Below are 18,704 nucleotides of genomic sequence, written 5' to 3' on the forward strand. Positions count from 1 at the left end.
CGCACCGTGGCCGTCTCAGCAGAGCCCGCCGCGCCCGAAGCGGGAACCGGGGGCCCCGCCCCCCGGCCCCCCCGCTCGGGCCGCTGGCGGACGACACTCGCGTTCTGGTACTTCGTCGGGCCGTTCCTGGCCGGGCTGATGATCTTCACCTTCATCCCGGTGCTGTGGAGCGCGTACCTCTCGTTCTTCGAAGCCCGCAACACCGTGACGCCCGCGGCCGAGGACTACGTCGGCTTCGACAACTACGTCAGGATGTTCCAGGACGACGCCTTCCGCGACAGCCTGGTCACCTTCACCGTCTTCGCGGCGTTCGTCGTCCCGCTCACCTTCGCCAGCTCGCTCGGCCTGGCGCTCATGCTCAACCGCGTCCGATTGGCGCGCGCCTTCTTCCGCTCGGTGTTCTTCCTGCCGTTCGCATGCTCCTATGTGGTCGCATCGCTGGTGTGGAAGATGTCGATCTTCAACGGCGTGCGCTACGGCATGGCGAACTCCATCCTGGACCTGTTCGGCCTCGAGGACGTCCCCTGGCTGTTCGACCCGAGCCCGCCGTGGTACTGGCTGGTCATCGTCACGCTGCGCCTGTGGATCCAGTGCGGCTTCTACATGATCCTGTTCATCGCCGCCCTCCAGCAGATCCCCGAACAGCTCTACGAGGCCGCCTACGTCGACGGCGCCAAACCCGGCAGGCAGACGTTCTGGCACATCACGCTGCCGCAGCTGCGCTTCAGCGCCGTGGCCGTGCTGATGCTCATCCTCATCGCCGCCTACCAGGCCTTCGACGAATTCATCAACCTCATAGGCAACCAGGCCTACGCCAGACCGCCGCTGGTGTACCTCTACTACACCTCCCTGGGCACGCAGCAGGACCTCGGCCTCGGCTCGGCCGGGGCGCTCATCCTGGCCCTGATCATCGCGATCGTCACCCTCGCCCAGGGCAAGATACTCGGCTTCGGCAAGACGGAGGAACGGTGAGTCCGATGGTGACACTCAAGGAGCGGAAGAACCCCGTCGGATACCGGCCCGGCGCCGCCTCGAAGGGCGCCAGGGCCGCGAACTTCGCCGTGCTCAGCGTGCTCGCGGTGATCTTCCTGATCCCGTTCTACCTGATCGTGCGCAACGCGCTGGCCACCGACGCCGAGATCACCGCGCCGGGGTGGATGTGGTTCTCCTCCTCGCCGGCCTGGGAGAACATCTCGAAGCTGTTCAGCGACCCCGCGGTGCCGATGGCCAGGAGCCTGCTGAACTCCGCGGTGGTGGCGGTGCTGACCACCGTCGGCACGCTGTTCCTGTGCGCCACGGCCGGATACGGCCTCGCCAGGATCCCCTACCGGCACGCGAACAAGGTGTTCTACCTCGTCCTGGCCACGCTCATGATCCCGAGCGCGGTCACCTTCGTGCCCAGTTTCGTGATGGTCTCCAGCCTCGGCTGGATCTCCGACTTCCGGGGCCTGATCATCCCGACGCTGTTCAACGGCTTCCTGACGTTCCTGTGCCGGCAGTTCTTCCTGGGCTTCCCCAGGGAACTCGAGGAAGCGGCCAGAATGGACGGACTCGGCTACTGGGGCGCGTTCTGGCGCATCGTGGTCCCCAACTCCAGCAGCTTCCTCGCCGCGATCGCCGTGATCACCTTCGTCACCTCGTGGAACTCCTTCCTGTGGCCGCTGGTCATCGCCCGCTCGCCCGACTCCTGGACGGTCCAGGTCGCCCTGTCGACCTTCCTGACCGCCCAGACGATCAACATCTCGCAGCTGTTCATGGCCGCCGCCGTGGCGATCCTGCCGCTGATCTTCGTGTTCCTGTTCCTGCAGCGGTTCCTGGTGCAGGGCGTGGCCCAGACCGGCCTGAAAGGTTGAGGAGCGCCGGCCGAAGGGCGGTCCGGACAAGACGATCAACCGTGCTAGCGTGATGACCTCATTGCCGACGCCCAGTTCATCCTGCCGCGGGACCGCCCGTCCGGCGGCCGGAGGGGTCGGTACACCCTGATCCTGAAACACAAGGAGTCGTTCTCCAATGCCCGACATCAAGACCCGCAGCCCCTTCGGCGTGTGGGGGCTCAGCCTCATCACCTTCGGCATCTACTACTACGTGTGGGCCTTCAAGACGTGCGGTGAGGTCCAGGCCGTCAACCCCAACCACCCCGACAACCGCAGCGGCGGCAACGTGGTGCTCTCGATGCTCTTCGGCGGGCTCACCCTGCTCATCTGGCCCGCCATCAACTGGTTCAAGTTCTGCGGCTCGGTCAAGGCCGAGCAGCAGGCCGTCGGCCTCCAGCCCACCTTCAACACCGGCCTGGCCACCTTCCTGATCTTCGTGGCCAGCACCCACACCTGCTACGTCCAGTCGCAGCGCAACCTCGTCGTCCAGACGGTCAAGCAGCGCCAGGGCATGCCTGTCTAGAACCCCTCGAAGCCCGGACGCCTCCGCCCGCCTCCCGGGCGGGGGCGTCCGGCGTCCAGGGCCCGTTACCCTTGCGTGGTGGATCTGACCGACTACGTGCCCATCGTGTCCGACTTCCCCGAACCGGGCGTGGGCTTCCGCGACATCACGCCGCTCCTGGCCGCCCCGCAGGCGTTCCGGGCCTCGATCGACCGGCTCGAGGCCGCCTGCGCGGCCCACCCGTACGACGCCATCGCCGCCTTCGACGCCCGGGGGTTCCTGTGGGCCGCCCCGCTGGCAGACCGCACCGCGAAGCCGCTGATCCCCATCCGCAAGGCCGGCAAGCTCCCGCGCCCGGCCGCCGTCGAGGCCTACCGCGGCGAGTACGCCGAGGTCCGCGTCGAGATGCACGCCGACGCCGTCGCGGCCGAGGACCGCGTCCTCCTGGTGGACGACGTCATCGCCACCGGCGAGTCCATGGCCGCCGGCATCAGGCTCGTCGAAGGGCTCGGCGGCACCGTCGCCGCCTGCGCGGCCCTGCTCGAGATCGGCGCGCTCGCCGGACGGGACCGCCTCGACGGCTACCCGGTCGTCTCCCTGCTCGGGAAGCTCTGAGCCCCTACCGCCCCGTCAGCTTCGCCAGCGCCGCCGGATCGGCCAGCGCCGAGCCGATCCCGATCACCGACGCGCCCGCCCGCAGGTAGGCGTCGACCTCGTCGACGGCCACCCCGCCGGTGGCCACGAACCGCATGTCCGGGAACGGGCCCCGCATCGCCTTGAACCAGGCCGGGCCCAGCGCCGCGGCGGGGAAGACCTTCACCCAGCGGCGCCCGTGCGCCGCCGCCAGCTGCAACTCGCTCGCCGTGGCCACACCCGGCAGGTGCGGCATCCCGGCGGACTCCGAGGCCTCGAGCACGCTCACGTCCAGGCCCGGCGCGACGGTGTAGGCCGCCCCCGCCTCGCGGGCGCGGGCCACGTGGTCGGCGGAGACGACCGTGCCGGCCCCCACGGCGTGGCCGCGCTTCGCGCCGGCCTCGACGGCGGCGGCGAGCGCCTTCTCCTGGCCCGGCTGCCCGATCGGCACCTCGACGAGCTCGACGCCGCCGTCCCAGGCGGTCTCGGCCAGCGCGACGGTCTCGGCCGGGGGCAGGCCGCGCAGGATGGCCATCACGCGCTGGCCGTCGAAGAGGGCGTCGAAGTCGATTCGGGTCATGTCTGCTGCTCCAGGATAGATCTGACTGTCTGCGGTCCGGGGGGTGCGGCGAGGTCGCCGGTGGTCTGGAGGGCGCCGGCGGCGAGCCGGTGGCCCAGCCTCATGCAGCCGTCGGGCGAGGCGCCCTTGAGGCGGCCGTAGAGGAATCCGGCGGCGAAGGCGTCACCGGCGCCGACCGGTTCGATGATCTCGACCGGCTCGGCGGGGGAGTAGTGGTGCTCCGAGCCCTCGAAGCAGGTGACGCCGTTGCCGCCGTCCTTGACCACCAGCGTGTCCACCGTGGGCAGTTCGGCGCGGACGTCGTCGGCGGTCTTGCAGCCCCAGAGCGTCTCGGCCTCGTCGAGGCCGACGAAGGTGATGTCCGCGGCGTCGGCCAGGCGCGCCAGCTGCGGTGCGGCCCGCTCGACCGGCCACAGCGCGGGCCGGTAGTTGACGTCGAAGCTGACGGTGGCGGGAGCGAGCGCGCGGTCGACGACGAGTTCGCGCATCAGACCGGCGCAGCTGTCCGAGAGCGCCTGCGTGATGCCCGAGACGTGGAGGATCGCCGGCGGCTCGACGTCGGCGAGGTGCCCGGGCCCCATGGCGGAGGCCGCCGACCCGGACCGGTAGTAGTGGACCTTGGTGCCCTCGGGGTGCGGGTCCTTGAAGTAGACGCCGGTGGGCCTGCCGGGGTCGACCTCGGCGCCGTCGCAGTCGACGTCGGAGGCGCGCAGCACGTCGAGGACGCGCTGTCCGAAGGGGTCGTCGCCGACCTTGCCGCGCCACCCGGCGTGGACGCCGAGCAGCGCCAGGCTGATCGCGACGTTGGACTCGGCGCCGGCGATGCCGGCCCGCAGGTTGGCGGCGTGGCGCAGGGGCGCCGCGGCCGTGGGGGCGAAGACGACCATCGACTCGCCCAGGCACAGGACTTCCATTGGCGACTCCTCACGGCTCGAATGTGCCCACGCGGATCCCACGGCGCTGTGACTCCTTGTGGCGGGGTGCTCCCAGAGTACAAGGACCGTTGCTCCGCGGCTCATCCTCATCGATCGATATCCGCGTTAGACTCGGAGCCGAGCCGCCGCACTGCGCGGACCAGCGGCCGCGGGTGTCGGCGAGGGCGGTCGGCGGCGCTCGGATCCCACCCGTGCGGCGGGCTCGCGGACCGCGCCGGGCAGTGAGGAGGGGCGGGGTGGATGATGACCGGCGCAGCCCTGGTCAAGCTCTTCGCCTGGGTGATCGGCGCGCTCGTGCTGCTGTGGATCCTCGTGCAGTGCCTGGGCGGGCCCGGCGACCCCACCGAGCCCGAGGGGGAGAACACCGAGCGGAACGCCGAGCAGTACGCCGAGGACTGCCGGAACACGTGGGAGGCGCTGGAGCTCATGGGCGAGGCCGACCATGAGAACGTCGACACGGTGGTCGACGAGATCGACCTGATCGCCTCCGAGATCGAGGACCCCGAACTGTCCGAGATGGCGTACGCCTTCGTCACCCGGACCCAGGAGATGGTCGAGCACGCCGAGCCCGGCGACACCGAGGAGCTCGAGGACACCTACCACCTGTACCGGGGCCTGGTCGAGGTCGACCTGTCGCTCAGGTGCGCCGGCGTCGACCGATCCGATTGACGGATTGACAACGTTGAAAGTTATCGTTAACCTCAACGCGTTCGAACCTCCGCCCCTCCGCCGACATTCGAAGCCGCACCACCCCTCGGCGCCGCCGTCCCGGTCTGCCGGCTCCCGCTACAACCACAGTGGAGTGATATGAAATCCCTCGTCGAACGCCTGAGAGCCGCGCGCCGGCCGCGCCGCTCCCGGCTCGCCGCCGGCCTGGCCCTCGCGGTCGCCGGCACGCTCTTCCTCACCGCTCCGGCCGCGCTCGCCGACCGCGGCCACCACCCCGACTGCGAGAGCCCCGAAGCGCCGTCCGGCCCCATGCTCGGCGAGCTCGGCTCGCACGACCCGGCCCTCGTGACCGGCTGCGAAGGCGAGCCCTGGTACGTCCTGGCCACCGGCCACGGACCGTTCATGGACGGCACCGTCCCGATCCGGCAGTCGCTCGACGAGGGCCGCTCGTGGCGGACCGTCGGCACCGTCTTCGACGCCAAGCCCGCCTGGGTCGAGGCGGCCGTCCCCGGCGTCGACAACCTGTGGGCGCCCGCCGTCCACTTCGACCGCGGGACCGAGACCTACTACGTCTACTACTCCGCCTCCACCTTCGGCTCCCAGCGCTCGGTGATCGGCCTGGCCACCAACACCACGCTCGACCCGGCCGACCCCGACTACGAATGGGTCGACCACGGCCAGGTCTTCGAGTCCTCCGACGGCGACCCGTACAACGCCATCGACCCCGAGATCGTCGTCGCCGGGCACGGCAGGCACGCGAAGCACTACATGGTCTTCGGCTCCTGGTGGACCGGGATCTACACCGTCGAGCTCGACTGGCCCTCCGGCAAGCCCGCCGAGGGCGCCGAACCGGTCCACCTCGCAAGCCAAGGCGGCGAGGGCATCGAAGGCCCGGCGATGGTCAAGCACGGCCGGTACTACTACCTGTTCGTCTCCCTCGGCGTCTGCTGCGCCGGAGCCGACTCGACGTACTCCATCGCCGTGGGCCGCTCCACCTCCCCGACCGGCCCGTTCTACGACCGGGACGGCGTCGACATGCGCGACGGCGGCGGCACCGTGATCCTCAAGGAGCACGGCACCAACGTCGCCACCGGCGGCCAGAGCCTCGACGACGGCCTCATCGCCTACCACTCCTACGACCAGGCCGGCGGCTTCGCCTTCGGCATCGAACGGGTCGAGTGGAGGCGCGGCTGGCCGAGCCTGTCCGGCCCCGCCGGCGGCGGTGAGCCGAGCCCGGCGGTCGACCCCGACACCTGGTACGAGATCACCAGCGCCCACTCCGGACTGGTCCTCGGCATCGAAGGCGCCTCCACCGAGGGCGGCGCGCCCCTGGTGCAGCAGGAGCCCACCGGCGACGCCCACCAGCAGTGGCGCTTCGTCTACTCCGACAACGGCTTCTACCGCCTCGAGAACCGGCATTCGGGCCGCGTGCTCGACATCTGGGAGTGGAACGCCCAGCCCGGCGCCGTCATCGCCCAGTGGGACGACCTCAACGGCGTCAACCAGCAGTGGCGGATAGAGCAGACCGACGGCGGGGCGATCACCCTGCTCAACCGCTTCTCCGCGCTGTCGCTGACCGTCTGGGAGGGCGCGACCGAACCGGGCGCGCGCGTCAGCCAGGACCTGCCCTCCGGCGGCGCCGAGCAGCAGTGGACCCTCACCGCCGTCACCTGACGGCCGTGCGGCCAGGCCCGGCCCGCGGCCCGCAGACGACCTTGGCGGGTCTGCGGGCCGCGGACCGGGCCGTCCCCGGGCCCCGGTCCGGGGCCCTCCGCGGCCGTCGGACACCTCCCGAGCGCCCCTGTCCAGCTTCCGTGATGAAGCCCCCATAACTGCTCATACGCCCCTCGAGCGTTTGGGATAGGGACCCGACCTGTGGCAAAATGGCTCGTCTGCCGCGAACCCGTAGGAGCCTCGTTGCCACCCAGCGAACTGCACGCCACCTTCATCCCCGACCACGCCTCACCCGCGGACGGTCGGCTGCTGCTCTACGGCGGCGCGCACCCGGTGGCCGCCGTCGCCGAACTCGGCCTGCCCCCCGGCGACCACGTCACCGCCCAGCTCTACCTCGACGGCGAACTGCGCGAGGTCGACGGCGTGGCCCTCCCGGTCCGGCCCATCCTGGCCGCGCTCACCCGCATCGCCTCGCGCCCCGACATCACCGCCTCCGTCGCCGCCTGGGCGCGCATCGCGGCCGCCGTCGACGACGACAAGTTCGACGACCTCGACCGCGTCGCCGCCGAACTGCCCGCCGAAGGCCACGCCGCCCCCCACTCCGAGGGCCACGTGTGGACCGCCGCGGCCGCCGTCAGCGCCTTCGTCGAGTCCCACACCGAGCTGCTGCGCTCCGACTCCGGGCTCAACCTCCGGCTCATCACCGCCCAGCACGCCGACCCCGGCGACGTCCGCGTCAACGCCGACCTGCGCCGCTACCAGGCCCACGGCATCGCCTGGCTCGAGGCCGCCGCCGAAGGCGGCGCCGGCGTCATCCTCGCCGACGACATGGGCCTCGGCAAGACCCTCCAGTCCATCGGACTGCTCGTGCGCCGCGCCGGCCACGCCCCTCACCTGGTCGTGTGCCCCACCTCCCTGGTCGGCAACTGGCAGCGCGAGATCGCCCGCTTCGCCCCGCAGCTGAGCGTCCACCTCCACCACGGGCCGCAGCGCGCCAAGAGCGCCGCGCCGCTGCTCGACGCCGACGTCGTCGTCACCTCCTACTCGATCGCGCTGCGCGACATCAAGCTCCTGCGCTCCATCTCCTTCGACACCATCGTCATCGACGAGGCCCAGGCCATCAAGAACCACCGCTCCCGCACCGCCGGGGCCGTCCGCGATCTCACCGGCCGCGTCCGCGTCGCCCTCACCGGCACACCCGTGGAGAACCACCTCGCCGAGCTGTGGTCGATCTCCGAGTTCGTCAACCCCGGCCTCCTCGGCGGCCAGGCCGACTTCAAGCGCCGCTTCGCCGACCCCATCGAGATCGGCCGCGACCCCGCCAGCGCCGCGCTGCTGCGCGCCCGCATCGACCCGGTCGTCCTGCGCCGCCTGAAGGAGGAGGTCGCCGCCGACCTGCCGCCGAAGATCGAGTCCACCGTCGCCTGCACCATGACCGACGAGCAGGCCGGCCTCTACAAGGAGGCGATCCGGGAGGCCTTCGACGAGGGCCTGGGCGACGGCATCACCCGCCGCGGGCGGGTCCTGAAGCTCCTGACCCGCCTCAAGCAGGTCTGCAACCACCCCGCGCAGGCCGTCGGCAACGGCGACGGCGGCTCCCTCGCCGAACGCTCCGGCAAACTCGACCGCGTCACCGAGATGCTCACCGAAGTCGTCGACGAGGGCGCCAAGGCGCTCGTGTTCACCCAGTACCGGCAGATGGGCGAGCTGCTCTCCAGCCACCTGGCCGCCGAGCTCGGCGTCGAGGCCCCGTTCCTGCACGGCGGCCTCGACCAGGGCGCCCGCGACAAGCTCGTCGACGAGTTCCAGACCGCCGAAGGCCCGGCGATCCTGCTCATCTCGCTGCGCGCCGGCGGCACCGGCCTCAACCTGACCGGCGCCTCCCACGTCGTCCACTACGACCGGTGGTGGAACCCGGCCGTCGAGGACCAGGCCACCGACCGGGCCCACCGCATCGGGCAGACGCAGACCGTGCACGTCCACAAGCTCGTCACCGCCGGCACCCTCGAGGAGCGCGTCGACGAGCTGCTCGCCCGCAAACGGGCGATCGCCGAGGCCGTCGTCGGCTCGGGCGAGGACTGGCTCGGCGAACTCGACGACTCCCAGCTGCGCAAGCTCATCGAACTCGACGAGGACGGAGTCCACGCGTGAGCGATCCGTACGGCAAGACCTGGTGGGGCCGCAAATGGTGGCGGGCCCTGGAGACCATCGGCCTGAACTACCCCGACCAGCGCATCGTCAAGGGCCGCGCCCTCGCCGGGCACGGCGCCGTCGAGGGCCTGAGCATCGAGCCCGGCGTCGTCTCGGGCCGCGTGGCCGACACCAACGGCACCTTCGAGGCCGCCGTCCGCATCCCCGTCTACGACGCCTCGACGTGGACCGAGGGCATGACGGCGCTGTCGCTGTCGCCCTCGTGCGTGGCGGCCCTGCTCGCCGGGCGGCTGCCCAAGCGCATCGACGACGTCCTGGCCGGCGCGGGCATGCGGCTGCTGCCCAAGAAGTACGTGGCCGAGCCGTACAACCGGATCACCACCTCGTGCGACTGCGCCGACGACCGCGAGGTGTGCGCCCACATCATGGCCGTGTCGCTGGTGAGCGCCGCGAGGATGGACGACGACCCGTGGCTGGTGCTGCTGCTGCGCGGCGGCCCGACCAGGGACCTCGCCGGGAGGCTGCGGGCCGCCCGCGTCGCCAGCATGGACGCCGCCCAGCCCGTCGCCTAGCCGTTCGGCAACGCCACATCGAGGCCGGAGTCGGCGGCAGCCACCCGGACGCGCCGCAGGTCCTTCACCCGCGGCAGGCCCTCGGCCGCCGGTCCGTCGTAGCCGCCGACCACCACCGTCGCCGCGCCGCTGGCCCGGCCCGCCAGGAGCCCGGCCTCGGCGTCCTCGAAGACCACCGCGTCGCCCGGGGCGGCGCCGAGCGCCTCGGCGGCCATCCGGTAGCCCTCCGGGTCCGGCTTGCCGTTCGTGATGTCGTCGGCCGAGACCAGCACCTTCGGCTGCGGCAGTCCGGCCGTGGTCAGGCGCCGCCGCGCCAGTTCCGCGGTCGCCGAGGTCACCACCGCCCACCGGTCGGGGTCCAGCGACTCCAGCAGCGCCGCGGCCCCGGCGATCTCGACGATGCCCTCGGTCCGGTCGATCTCCTCGGCCTCGATCCGCGCCGTCTCGGCGGCCACGTCCATGCCCGGCGGCGCGAACTCGGCGATGACCTCGACGGTGGGGCGTCCGTGCGCCACCGCCAGGATCGCCTCGGCGTCCAGGCCGGTCCGGGCGGCGAACCGCCGCCAGGCGCCCTCGACCGCCACGCTGGAATCGACCAGCGTCCCGTCCATGTCGAACAGCAGCACCTCTGCGGGCAACACCACAGCATCCATGAGCGACTCCCAATCTTCCGGTCCGCCACGGTACCAAGCCGAAATGAACGGCGCCTGACGCAATTCCGCTTGTAGCCGACGCGCACTTCCCCTAGGTTCGGAACCATGCCCGGACTCATCGCACCGACCGAACGCCTCGCCGCCTCCTTCGCCGAGGCCGTCGACGAATTCATCGCCGAAGGCCGCGGCACCCCCGACGACCGCACCCTCCTCGGCCAGATGATCCGCGAATACGTCCTCCCCGCCGGACGGACGGACTGGGTGCCCGCCTACCTCGCCGACGAGCGCCGCTGGGAGACCCGCCCGCCCGCGAACTTCGTCCCCATGACCATGCTGTGGTGGGCCGACGGCGACACCTACCTCGGCCGCATCTCGATCCGGCACCGCCTCAACGACCATCTGCGCGACGTCGGCGGCCACATCGGCTACGACATCCGCCCCAGCGCCCGCCGCCGGGGCCACGCCACCGCCATGCTCGCCGCCGCCCTGCCGCGCGCCGCCGCGCTCGGCATCGACAAGGCCCTCATCACCTGCGACTTCGACAACGTCGCCTCCCGCAAGGTCATCGAGCACAACGGCGGCGTCTTCGAAGACCAGCGGGGCAGGAAACTCCGATTCTGGACCCCCACCACGCCGGTCACCGCCGCGGAAGAGGAGGCACTCCCGAATGCTCAAGCGAGTCGATTACGACCTGACCCAGCACGCCGGCTACGCCAAGGGCCGCGCCCTGCTGCCGCTCAGCCGCGCCAACTGGCTCCGCGCCTTCCGCGAACACGCCGGAACCGGCCCGGTCCGGACCGTCCTCGACGTCGGATCGGGCACCGGGCGCTTCACGCCGGTGCTGGCCGACGGCTTCGCCGCCGATGTGACCGGCGTCGAGCCCTCCGAGCGGATGAGGGAGATCGCCCAGGCCGAGGCCGCCCACCCGGACGTCACGTACCTGCCCGGCTCGGCCGCCGAGCTCCCGGTGCCCGACGCCTCGGCCGACCTGGCGCTCATGTTCCTCGTGTGGCACCACGTGCCCGATAAAGCGGCCGCCGCGGCCGAACTCGCGCGCGCCCTCCGGCCCGGCGCCCGCCTGCTCATCGCCACCACACTGTCGGACCGGCTCAAAGACCTGCTGATCTACCGGTACTTCCCGCGCACCAAGGAGATCGACACCGCCCTGTTTCCCAGCCGCGCCGAGACCGCCGAGCTCTTCGCCGAGGTCGGCTTCGACGAGGCCGCGCTGGTCGAGGTGCACCACCGCTCCTCCGACACGCTCGCCGAGTACGCCGAACGCCAGCGCATGCGGGCCTTGTCGGTCTACGAGCACCTCACCGACGAGGAGTACGAGGAGGGCATGGCCGCCCTGGAGGCCGACGCGGCGGCCGAGACCGAGCCGACGCCGGTCGAAGCCGAATGCGACCTGCTGGTCCTCGCCAGGCGGTGAACCTCAGCCGTGGTTGTCGGGGCTGACCAGCCCCGTGTTGTAGGCGAAGATGACCGCCTGGACCCGGTCGCGCGCGCCGACCTTCGCGAGGATGCGGCCCACGTGCGTCTTCACCGTCGACTCGGCCAGGTGGAAGCGTTCGGCGATCTCCGTGTTGTTCCAGCCCCGGCCGATCGCGGTGAGCACCTCGCGCTCGCGTTCGGTCAGCATCTCGAGCCGCTCCGCGGACTGCCCGTTCTCGGTCTCGCCTTCGACGGGGAACTGGTCGGCGAAGCGGTCGAGCAGCCTGCGGGTCAGCTTCGGCGCCACCACCGCGTCCCCCGCGGCCACCACCCGGATGCCCGAGAGCAGGTCCTCTGGCTGCGCGTCCTTGACCAGGAAGCCGCTCGCCCCGGCCCGCAGCGCCGCATAGGCGTACTCGTCGAGGTCGAAGGTGGTCAGCACCAGCACCCGGCTGCGTCCGCCCGAGGCGATGATCCTCCTGGTCGCCTCGATCCCGTCCATCCCGGGCATGCGCACGTCCATGAGCACCACGTCGGGCGCGAGATCGGCGGCCCTGCGGACCGCGTCAGCGCCGTTGTCGGCCTCGCCGAGGACCGTCAGATCCGGCTGGCTCTCCACCAGCATGCGAAAGCCCATCCGCTGGAGGGCGTGGTCGTCGACGATGAGCAGTGTCGTCACCCGCCGACCTTAACCCGGCGGCGTCTCCGGGCAGCCACAGGGCCACTCGCCAACCCCCCGTCGGCTGCGGCCCGGCTTCCATCGTGCCGCCGAAGGCCGCGGCCCGCTCGCGCAGCCCCAGCAGGCCCCGCGGCACCCCCGCCTCCTCCACGATCGGCCCGGTGTTGGCGATCGCGACGCCGAGCCCGTCGTCGCGGTAGTCGAGCGTCACCTGCGCCCGCCGCGGCCCGGTGGTGTGCTTGAGCACGTTGGTCAGCGCCTCCTGGACGGTCCGGTAGACCGCCAACTGCTGGTTCTCCGACAGCTCGACGGGCCTGCCGGTGATCTTGAACGTCACCGGCAGGCCGGCGTCGCGCACCCGCTCCACCAGCGGCCCCAGATCCGCCATGCCCGGCTGCGGCGCCAGCTCGGCCCCGTCCTCGCCGTCCTCGGCCTGGAGGACCGACAGCACCCGGCGCAGCTCGCTGAGCGCCTGCCGGCTCGTCGCCCCGATCGCCGTCAGCGCCTCCTTCGCCCGCTCCGGCGCGGCCGCGGCCGCGTACGCGCCGCCGTCGGCCAGGGCGTTGATCACCGCCAGGTTGTGGCCGATGATGTCGTGCATCTCCCGCGCGATCCGCGCCCGCTCCTCCTGGACCGCCTCCCGAGCCGTGCTGTGTCGCACCGAGTCCTGGTAGTTCCGGCGGGTCCGCACCAGCATCGCCACCGTGAGGATGAAACCGAAGACGAACGCCGTCTCGACGATGTACGACAGGAAGTCCCACACCGAGTGGGTCCTGGAGTTCGCCGCGAAGTCCGCGACCGCCGTCGAGACCGCCATCAGCGCGGCCCACCACACCAGCACCAGTCGCCGCCGCAGCACCACGTTGTACAGCGCCAGCGTGAACGCGATCCCGGCCGTGGAATCGAGGAGCGAGGCGCCGAAACCGGTGAGGTTGAAGGCGATCCCCGCCGTCGTCGGCACCAACTGGCTCAGCAGCACCGCGAACGGGTACCGCCGCCGCCAGATCAGCGGCACCACGAACGCCGCGACGAGGATCAGCTGCAGCCCCGGGTACCGCTGCGGCTCGGCGCTCAGGATCGCCCCCGCCAGTACGAACAGGAGGTACACGGGAATCGGCATCAGATTCCACAGCAGCGGATGCCGGGAGTCGAACTCCGACATCCGCTGCCACAGCCCCGGTTTCCTCGGGACGGTCACGGTTTGCGCCACGAGGGCATTCTCACACGTCCCGGCGCTTGAGGAGCACGGCCGCGAGACCGAAGGAGACGACCATCCACACGCCCATCCAGGCCCACGACTGACCGAGCGAGAGCTGGGCGCCCGCCGTGTCGGGCATCGTCAGCGTGTTGGGCACGTTGCCCGGCGTGTACGGGGCGATGTCGCGCACCCACTGCCACGGCAGCTGCACCATGAGCATCGGCAGCACCATGATCGCGCCGATGTAGAAGCTGATGGAGCCGGCCGAGTTGCGCAGGATCGCGCCGAGCGCGAGCCCGAGCAGGCCCAGGTAGACGGTCGTGACCACATAGCCGGACAGCACCCTGAACACGCCGGTGTCGCCCAGGCCGACGCCGCCGGCCGGGGTGTCGGCCATGATCAGCTGCGTCACGAAGAAGGTGGCGAGCAGCAGCGCGGCGTAGACCGCGAGGACGATCGTGCCGAACACGGCCGTCTTGGCCCACAGCACGCCCGTCCGCTTCGGCGCGGCGGACATGGTGGAGCGGATCGAGCCGGTCGTGTACTCGCCGCTGATGAACAGGACCCCCAGTACGGCGATGAACACCGCGCTCATGCCGAAGCCGAACATGACGTCCAGGGCGCTCAACCCCATCTGGGCCTCCGCGGCCTCGCCCCCGGTGTCCGCGTCGGCGGCGTAGTCGAAGGCGAGGGCGATGCCGATCCCGGCCCCGAACGCGGCGGCGCAGACCATGACGATCCAGCTGGAGCGCAGGGACCAGAACTTGGTCCACTCCGAGCGGAGCAGGCCGAGCCCGCTCAGTCGGAACTGCTTGGGCGGCGAGTAGGTCGCCGGGGTCTCTGCGAGCATCGTGGTGGTCATTACGCCGCCACCCCTTCCTTCCTGGTCTGCTGGTACTCGACGACGTCGGCGGTGAGCTCCATGAACACGTCCTCGAGCGAGGCGCGCTGGATGCTCAGCTCGTGCAGCACGAGCCCGTGCGCCGCCGCGGTGGTGCCCACGACCGCGGCCTCGGTGCCCTGGATCTCCAGGACCCCCGTCTTCGGGCTGGAGATGGCGATGCCCGGCCCCTGGAGGCGCTCGGCGAGCGCCGCCGCGTCCGGGGAGACGACCTTGACCTTCTCGCCGGAGCGCCCGTTGACGAAGTCGTCGACGGTGGTGTCGGCCAAGAGCTTGCCCTGGCCGATGACGACGAGGTGGTCGGCGGTCTGGGACAGCTCGCTCATCAGGTGCGAGGACAGGAACACCGTCCGGCCCTCGGCCGCCAGGCTCTTGAGCAGTTGGCGGATCCAGCGGACGCCGTCGGGGTCGAGGCCGTTGACCGGCTCGTCGAGGATGAGCACGGCCGGGTCGCCGAGCAGGGCGACGGCGATGCCGAGGCGCTGGCCCATGCCGAGGCTGAAGCCTCCGACGCGCTTGCCGGCGACGTCGGACAGGCCGACCGTGTCGATGACCTCCCGGACGCGCCGCTTCGGGATCGAGTGCGTGTGGGCCAGCGCGAGCAGGTGCTTGTAGGCGCTGCGCCCGGCGTGCACGGACTTGGCCTCCAGCAGCGCGCCGACCTCGGTCATCGGCGAGCGGAACTGGTTGTAGCGCCTGCCGTTGACCCGGACGGTGCCCGCCGTGGGGGCGTCGAGCCCGACGATGGCGCGCATCGTGGTGGACTTGCCCGCACCGTTGGGGCCGAGGAAGCCGGTCACGACGCCGGGTTTCACGGTGAAGCTGAGATCGTCCACGGCGGTCTTCTTGCCGTAGCGCTTGGTGAGGTGCTCGATTTCGATCATGCCCCCGACGCTACGGCCGCAAGGGACCCGGCCCATCGGGCTCGGGCCTGAACTTGCCCCGCCGCCTTGGTACCCCGGTACTACGACCGCCGTCCTCGGCATTACGGCCGATCGCAGGCCGTGTGAAGCGCTCCGGTCCTCACTTGGCTTCGGCGTAGCTGTCGATGATCTTGGGACGCAGCGGGATCCGCACCGGCATGTCGCCGAACAGCGTCCGTGTGGCCCCGGCGGCGGCCGTCTCGATCGCCTCGCACACCGCCGGGGCGTGCGCGGCCGGGCAGTGCACCATGAACTCGTCGTGGAGGTAGAACACCAGCTCGCCGAGGCCGTCCTCGTGGAGCCGCCGCCGCAGCAGCGCCAGCAGCACCAGCGCCCATTCGGCGGCCGTGCCCTGCACGATGAAGTTGCGGGTGAACCGGCCGCGCCTGGTCGCGGCCCGGATGCCCTTGTCCGAGTTGAGCTCGGACCACCATTTCGCGCTCGGTGCGGGAACGGTCCGGCCGAGCCAGGTGCGGACGATCCCGCCCTTCTCGCCGGTGCGGGCGGCGCGCTCGACGCACTCGGCCGCCGCGGGGAACCGTTCGCGCATGAGCGCCACCAGGGCGGCCGCGTCTCCGGCGGTGCCGCCGTACATCGCCGAGATGAGCGCGATCTTGGCCTTGGCGCGCTCGCCGCCCAGATCGGGGGCGAGCTCGGTGTAGAGGTCGTCGGCGGCCGTGGCGGCGATCATCGCCGCGTCACCGCTGATGGCCGCGAGCAGCCGCGGCTCCAGCTGCGCGGCGTCGGCGGCCACCAGCTTCCAGCCCGGTTCGGCCCGGATGGCCGCGCGCACGGCTTGGGGGAGTTGGAGCGCGCCGCCGCCGTCCGTCGCCCAGCGGCCGGTGTCGGCCCCGCCGACGGTGTACACCGGCCGGAACCGCGCCCCGGCCGCCTCGAAACGGGCATCGACCGGCCCGCCACCGCCCGAACTCGAGTGAACACTGACCCGCCCGCCCGCCGGCCCGCCACCACCCGAACTCGAGTGAACACTGATCCATTTGTCGGCCCAGCTCCAGCCGAATGCCGTCCATACTCTGGCGTGCTCGCGGTAGACCTTCAGCGCCTCGACGGCCGGGTGATCGACGGAGGCCAGCTCCCAGTGGTGCGTGGTCTTCACATCCACGCCCGCCGCGTGGAACGCGGCGAGGACCTGCTTGGTCGAATCGGGATTGAGCTGGTGCCCGAAGGCCTCGGCCACCCGGTCGGCGAGCGCCTGCACCTTGCGCGGGCGCATCCCCTTCGTCGGGCGCGGCCCCAGCAGCTCGCGCAGCAGCTCGTCGTGCACCTCGACGTCGAACGGGACCCCCGTCCGGCTCATCTCGGCGGCGACCAGCCCCCCGGCGGACTCGGCGGCGAGCAGCATCCCCAGCCCGTCGATGCCGAGCGCATGCAGGCGCCGCTGCTGATCGAGCCACGTGGCCTGGAGCTGCGTCAGCAGCGCGGGGCCGTCGACCGGTTCGGGCTCGCGTTCGAACAGCGTGCCTGCGTCCGGATCGGTCTCGACGACGTGGACGGGAGGCTCGCGCCCCTCGGCGCGCGAGAGGATCCGCTCCGACAACCGCAGGTCACGGCACCGGCCCAACCGCGCTCCGGCCTCCAACAACGGTGGGTACCCCCGCGCCGTGTCGCTCAGGACCCAGCGCGGCGAGCGCTCGGCCTCGATCACGGCCACGGCCGCGGCGAGGTCCTCGTGATGCGCCACGGGGCCGCCGGGCAGTGGCATCGTCCACCCCTCGGCGCCTCGACCAGGCACTATCGCGACCGTCATGCCTTCCAGCGAAGCACGGGCGTCCGACAATGTGGGACGGTCCGCGGCAGGCGCCCACGCGTGGCGATCATCACCGAGCTCTGTCCACGATAGTCGTCTGAACAGCGAAAACATCTCATTTCCGCTCGGCCATCCTGCCGGAACGGCGTTCTCGGCCCGAACCGGAGACCACCATCTTGATCTGGACGTACATACTTCGGGCGCTCAGGGGTAACCGTCCGGCATGGAGTTCATTTTGTGGATACTGGCGGTCATCCTGGTCGCCTACGGCGTGTACGTGATCTTCCGCGGCCGAGTGCTGATGGGCATTCTGTTCATCATCGTGGGGCTGCTCGTGGGACCGGGCGGCGTCAGCCTCTTCACATGACCGGACCTGGCCGCCGCCCGCCCTCCGGCCTCTCCCTGAGACCGGAGCGCTCGGAGGCGGCGACCGGGTCGGCAGACAGTCCGAGTCGGCCGCTCAGGCCGACTCCCGAACCACCAGCTCGGTGGGGAGGATGGTCGAAGGCTCGACCTCCTCCCCGCCGAGCAGCCTCAGCATGTGCCGGGCCAGCGTCCGGCCGATCTCCGTGATCGGCTGGCGCACCGTCGTCAGCGGAGGCTCGCAATACGAGGCCAGCGCGATGTCGTCGAAGCCGATCACCGCCACGTCTCCCGGTACGGTGCGGCCCGATTCGCGAAGCGCCGTCAGCGCCCCGTGGGCCATGAGGTCCGAGGCGACGAACACCGCGTCCAGGTCGGGCTCGTCGGCGAGCAGCTGACGCATCGCCTCCACCCCCGAGGGCGCGGTGAAGTCGCCGATCGCCATGACCGCGCGCCTGCCGGCGTCGGCCAGCGCCTGCCGGTAGCCCTCCAGTCGGGCCCGCCCGGCCGACATGTCCTGCGGCCCGGTGATGGTCGCGATCTTGCTCCGCCCCTGAGCGATCAGGTGCTCCACGGCGGCCTTGACGCCGCCGACGTGGTCGACGTCGATGTACGGCGCCGACAGGTGCGGCAGCGAACCGTTGCACACCACCGGCACCCCGCGCCGGAGCATGAGCTCCGGCAGCGGGTCGGCGTCGTGCAGCGAGGCGAACATGACGCCGTCGACGTGCCCGCCGACCGCGTAGCGCTCCACGCGGGCCCGCCCCTCGTTCGAACCGGTCGTCATGAGCACCAGCAGCTTCCCGGCCGCGTCCAGCTCCGTGGCGACGCCGCGGATGACGCTCGGGAAGAACTGGTCGTCGGAGAACACCCGCGTCGGCGACTCGGGCACGATGAGCGCGATCGAATCGGTCCGGTGCGTCACCAGGCTCCGGGCGGCCGCGTGCGGCACGTAGCCCAGCTCGGCCGCGGCGGCCTCAACCGCCGTGCGCAGATGCTCGGCGACGGTCGTCTGCCCGTTGACGACCCTGGAGACCGTCGCGCGCGAGACGCCCGCCCGGTCGGCGACCTCCTCGAGCGTCGGGCGCCGCTCCCGGCGGACCTTGCCCGCCGTGAGGCCGCGATCGAGCCGAAGCTCGCCGGACGCGAAGCCGTCCGGTCCCGGTTCCGTCTGTCGCATGGCTCCGCCTTCCGC

The 18,704-nt window shown here is 71.4% G+C and carries 19 protein-coding genes and 1 pseudogene; 11 read left to right on the forward strand and 9 right to left on the reverse strand.

The genetic code is table 11. The annotated features are described in order from the left end of the window. Positions 1–6: 6 nt before the first annotated feature. From YWW_RS0119210 to YWW_RS0119225, 4 genes are all read left to right on the forward strand, one after another. Positions 7–972 (forward strand): carbohydrate ABC transporter permease, encoded by a 966-nt coding sequence (locus YWW_RS0119210; protein WP_026931387.1) that lies wholly within the window; start codon positions 7–9, stop codon positions 970–972. Between the two features lie 5 nt (positions 973–977). After that, positions 978–1,853, forward strand: coding sequence for a carbohydrate ABC transporter permease (locus YWW_RS31565; protein WP_081687587.1), 876 nt, complete (start codon positions 978–980; stop codon positions 1,851–1,853). 157 nt (positions 1,854–2,010) lie between these two features. Then, positions 2,011–2,397, forward strand: coding sequence for a DUF4234 domain-containing protein (locus YWW_RS31570; protein WP_051326039.1), 387 nt, complete (start codon positions 2,011–2,013; stop codon positions 2,395–2,397). Positions 2,398–2,475: 78 nt separating this feature from the next. After that, entirely contained in the window at positions 2,476–2,991 is a 516-nt protein-coding gene (locus tag YWW_RS0119225) for an adenine phosphoribosyltransferase (RefSeq protein WP_051326040.1), read from the forward strand. Positions 2,992–2,995: 4 nt separating this feature from the next. Here the strand turns inward: YWW_RS0119225 and YWW_RS0119230 are convergent, their stop codons facing one another. Then, positions 2,996–3,589: a bifunctional 4-hydroxy-2-oxoglutarate aldolase/2-dehydro-3-deoxy-phosphogluconate aldolase gene (locus tag YWW_RS0119230; protein ID WP_026931389.1), complete on the reverse strand. Its 594-nt coding sequence runs from the start codon at positions 3,587–3,589 to the stop codon at positions 2,996–2,998. Next, positions 3,586–4,503, reverse strand: a complete 918-nt coding sequence (locus YWW_RS0119235) for a sugar kinase (protein WP_026931390.1) — start codon at positions 4,501–4,503, stop codon at positions 3,586–3,588. The genes YWW_RS0119230 and YWW_RS0119235 overlap by 4 nt, the downstream gene beginning before the upstream one ends. Before the next feature lie 261 nt (positions 4,504–4,764). On the opposite strand from YWW_RS0119235, the gene YWW_RS0119240 reads away from it, so the two are divergent. The 4 genes from YWW_RS0119240 (at position 4,765) to YWW_RS31585 (ending at position 9,590) form a co-directional block, all read left to right on the forward strand. After that, positions 4,765–5,193, forward strand: coding sequence for a hypothetical protein (locus YWW_RS0119240; RefSeq protein ID WP_026931391.1), 429 nt, complete (start codon positions 4,765–4,767; stop codon positions 5,191–5,193). Positions 5,194–5,331: 138 nt separating this feature from the next. Further along, a complete protein-coding gene (locus tag YWW_RS31575) occupies positions 5,332–6,867 on the forward strand; it encodes an RICIN domain-containing protein (RefSeq protein ID WP_051326041.1) in 1,536 nt (511 codons plus the stop codon). 243 nt (positions 6,868–7,110) lie between these two features. Beyond that, positions 7,111–9,018 (forward strand): DEAD/DEAH box helicase, encoded by a 1,908-nt coding sequence (locus YWW_RS31580; RefSeq protein WP_051326042.1) that lies wholly within the window; start codon positions 7,111–7,113, stop codon positions 9,016–9,018. Then, positions 9,015–9,590 carry an SWIM zinc finger family protein gene (locus tag YWW_RS31585; protein WP_051326043.1) on the forward strand — a complete coding sequence of 192 codons (576 nt, stop codon included), beginning with the start codon at positions 9,015–9,017 and terminating at the stop codon, positions 9,588–9,590. The genes YWW_RS31580 and YWW_RS31585 overlap by 4 nt, the downstream gene beginning before the upstream one ends. On the opposite strand, the gene YWW_RS0119260 is transcribed toward YWW_RS31585, so the two are convergent. Further along, a complete protein-coding gene (locus YWW_RS0119260) occupies positions 9,587–10,243 on the reverse strand; it encodes an HAD-IA family hydrolase (RefSeq protein WP_035704724.1) in 657 nt (218 codons plus the stop codon). The two genes, YWW_RS31585 and YWW_RS0119260, sit on opposite strands and share 4 nt — an antisense overlap. Before the next feature lie 105 nt (positions 10,244–10,348). Here YWW_RS0119260 and YWW_RS38035 point away from each other — a divergent pair. Together YWW_RS38035 and YWW_RS0119270 are read left to right on the forward strand one after the other, a co-directional pair. Continuing rightward, positions 10,349–10,873: pseudogene (locus tag YWW_RS38035) on the forward strand (GNAT family N-acetyltransferase); the annotation flags it as partial. Between the two features lie 37 nt (positions 10,874–10,910). Continuing rightward, the gene (locus tag YWW_RS0119270) at positions 10,911–11,675 is read left to right on the forward strand and encodes a class I SAM-dependent methyltransferase (protein ID WP_026931393.1); all 765 of its coding nucleotides are present in this window, start codon (positions 10,911–10,913) and stop codon (positions 11,673–11,675) included. A gap of 3 nt (positions 11,676–11,678) precedes the next feature. On the opposite strand, the gene YWW_RS0119275 is transcribed toward YWW_RS0119270, so the two are convergent. The 5 genes from YWW_RS0119275 to YWW_RS0119295 all read right to left on the reverse strand — a co-directional run bounded on the left by YWW_RS0119275 (position 11,679) and on the right by YWW_RS0119295 (position 17,101). Continuing rightward, positions 11,679–12,356: a response regulator gene (locus tag YWW_RS0119275; RefSeq protein ID WP_026931394.1), complete on the reverse strand. Its 678-nt coding sequence runs from the start codon at positions 12,354–12,356 to the stop codon at positions 11,679–11,681. Continuing rightward, on the reverse strand, positions 12,244–13,566 hold the full coding sequence (locus YWW_RS31590; protein WP_155830273.1) for a sensor histidine kinase: 1,323 nt from the start codon (positions 13,564–13,566) through the stop codon (positions 12,244–12,246). The genes YWW_RS0119275 and YWW_RS31590 overlap by 113 nt, the downstream gene beginning before the upstream one ends. A gap of 10 nt (positions 13,567–13,576) precedes the next feature. Continuing rightward, positions 13,577–14,416: an ABC transporter permease subunit gene (locus tag YWW_RS31595; RefSeq protein ID WP_051326045.1), complete on the reverse strand. Its 840-nt coding sequence runs from the start codon at positions 14,414–14,416 to the stop codon at positions 13,577–13,579. After that, the gene (locus YWW_RS0119290) at positions 14,416–15,339 is read right to left on the reverse strand and encodes an ABC transporter ATP-binding protein (protein WP_026931395.1); all 924 of its coding nucleotides are present in this window, start codon (positions 15,337–15,339) and stop codon (positions 14,416–14,418) included. Before YWW_RS0119290 ends, YWW_RS31595 begins: the two co-directional genes overlap by 1 nt. A 139-nt stretch (positions 15,340–15,478) precedes the next feature. After that, positions 15,479–17,101, reverse strand: a complete 1,623-nt coding sequence (locus tag YWW_RS0119295) for a DNA polymerase (protein WP_155830274.1) — start codon at positions 17,099–17,101, stop codon at positions 15,479–15,481. A 268-nt stretch (positions 17,102–17,369) separates the two neighbouring features. Between YWW_RS0119295 and YWW_RS36700 the strand changes: the two genes are divergently transcribed. Then, positions 17,370–17,513: a GPGG-motif small membrane protein gene (locus YWW_RS36700; RefSeq protein ID WP_169732272.1), complete on the forward strand. Its 144-nt coding sequence runs from the start codon at positions 17,370–17,372 to the stop codon at positions 17,511–17,513. A 93-nt stretch (positions 17,514–17,606) separates the two neighbouring features. Here the strand turns inward: YWW_RS36700 and YWW_RS31600 are convergent, their stop codons facing one another. Next, a complete protein-coding gene (locus tag YWW_RS31600) occupies positions 17,607–18,689 on the reverse strand; it encodes a LacI family DNA-binding transcriptional regulator (RefSeq protein WP_081687588.1) in 1,083 nt (360 codons plus the stop codon). Between the last annotated feature and the right edge of the window lie 15 nt (positions 18,690–18,704).

This window comes from Glycomyces tenuis DSM 44171, assembly GCF_000427885.1.
Classification (GTDB): domain Bacteria; phylum Actinomycetota; class Actinomycetes; order Mycobacteriales; family Micromonosporaceae; genus Glycomyces; species Glycomyces tenuis.

What these genes read in the sequence shown, in the direction of transcription:
- YWW_RS31570 (WP_051326039.1), top strand. Translation starts at nt 2,011, where the DNA reads ATGCCCGACATCAAGACCCGCAGCCCCTTCGGCGTGTGGGGGCTCAGC.
- YWW_RS31595 (WP_051326045.1), bottom strand. Translation starts at nt 14,416, where the DNA reads ATGACCACCACGATGCTCGCAGAGACCCCGGCGACCTACTCGCCGCCC.
- YWW_RS31575 (WP_051326041.1), top strand. Translation starts at nt 5,332, where the DNA reads ATGAAATCCCTCGTCGAACGCCTGAGAGCCGCGCGCCGGCCGCGCCGC.
- YWW_RS0119295 (WP_155830274.1), bottom strand. Translation starts at nt 17,101, where the DNA reads ATGCCACTGCCCGGCGGCCCCGTGGCGCATCACGAGGACCTCGCCGCG.
- YWW_RS31600 (WP_081687588.1), bottom strand. Translation starts at nt 18,689, where the DNA reads ATGCGACAGACGGAACCGGGACCGGACGGCTTCGCGTCCGGCGAGCTT.
- YWW_RS0119290 (WP_026931395.1), bottom strand. Translation starts at nt 15,339, where the DNA reads ATGATCGAAATCGAGCACCTCACCAAGCGCTACGGCAAGAAGACCGCC.
- YWW_RS31565 (WP_081687587.1), top strand. Translation starts at nt 978, where the DNA reads ATGGTGACACTCAAGGAGCGGAAGAACCCCGTCGGATACCGGCCCGGC.
- YWW_RS36700 (WP_169732272.1), top strand. Translation starts at nt 17,370, where the DNA reads ATGGAGTTCATTTTGTGGATACTGGCGGTCATCCTGGTCGCCTACGGC.
- YWW_RS0119230 (WP_026931389.1), bottom strand. Translation starts at nt 3,589, where the DNA reads ATGACCCGAATCGACTTCGACGCCCTCTTCGACGGCCAGCGCGTGATG.
- YWW_RS0119260 (WP_035704724.1), bottom strand. Translation starts at nt 10,243, where the DNA reads ATGGATGCTGTGGTGTTGCCCGCAGAGGTGCTGCTGTTCGACATGGAC.
- YWW_RS0119240 (WP_026931391.1), top strand. Translation starts at nt 4,765, where the DNA reads ATGATGACCGGCGCAGCCCTGGTCAAGCTCTTCGCCTGGGTGATCGGC.
- YWW_RS0119235 (WP_026931390.1), bottom strand. Translation starts at nt 4,503, where the DNA reads ATGGAAGTCCTGTGCCTGGGCGAGTCGATGGTCGTCTTCGCCCCCACG.
- YWW_RS0119270 (WP_026931393.1), top strand. Translation starts at nt 10,911, where the DNA reads ATGCTCAAGCGAGTCGATTACGACCTGACCCAGCACGCCGGCTACGCC.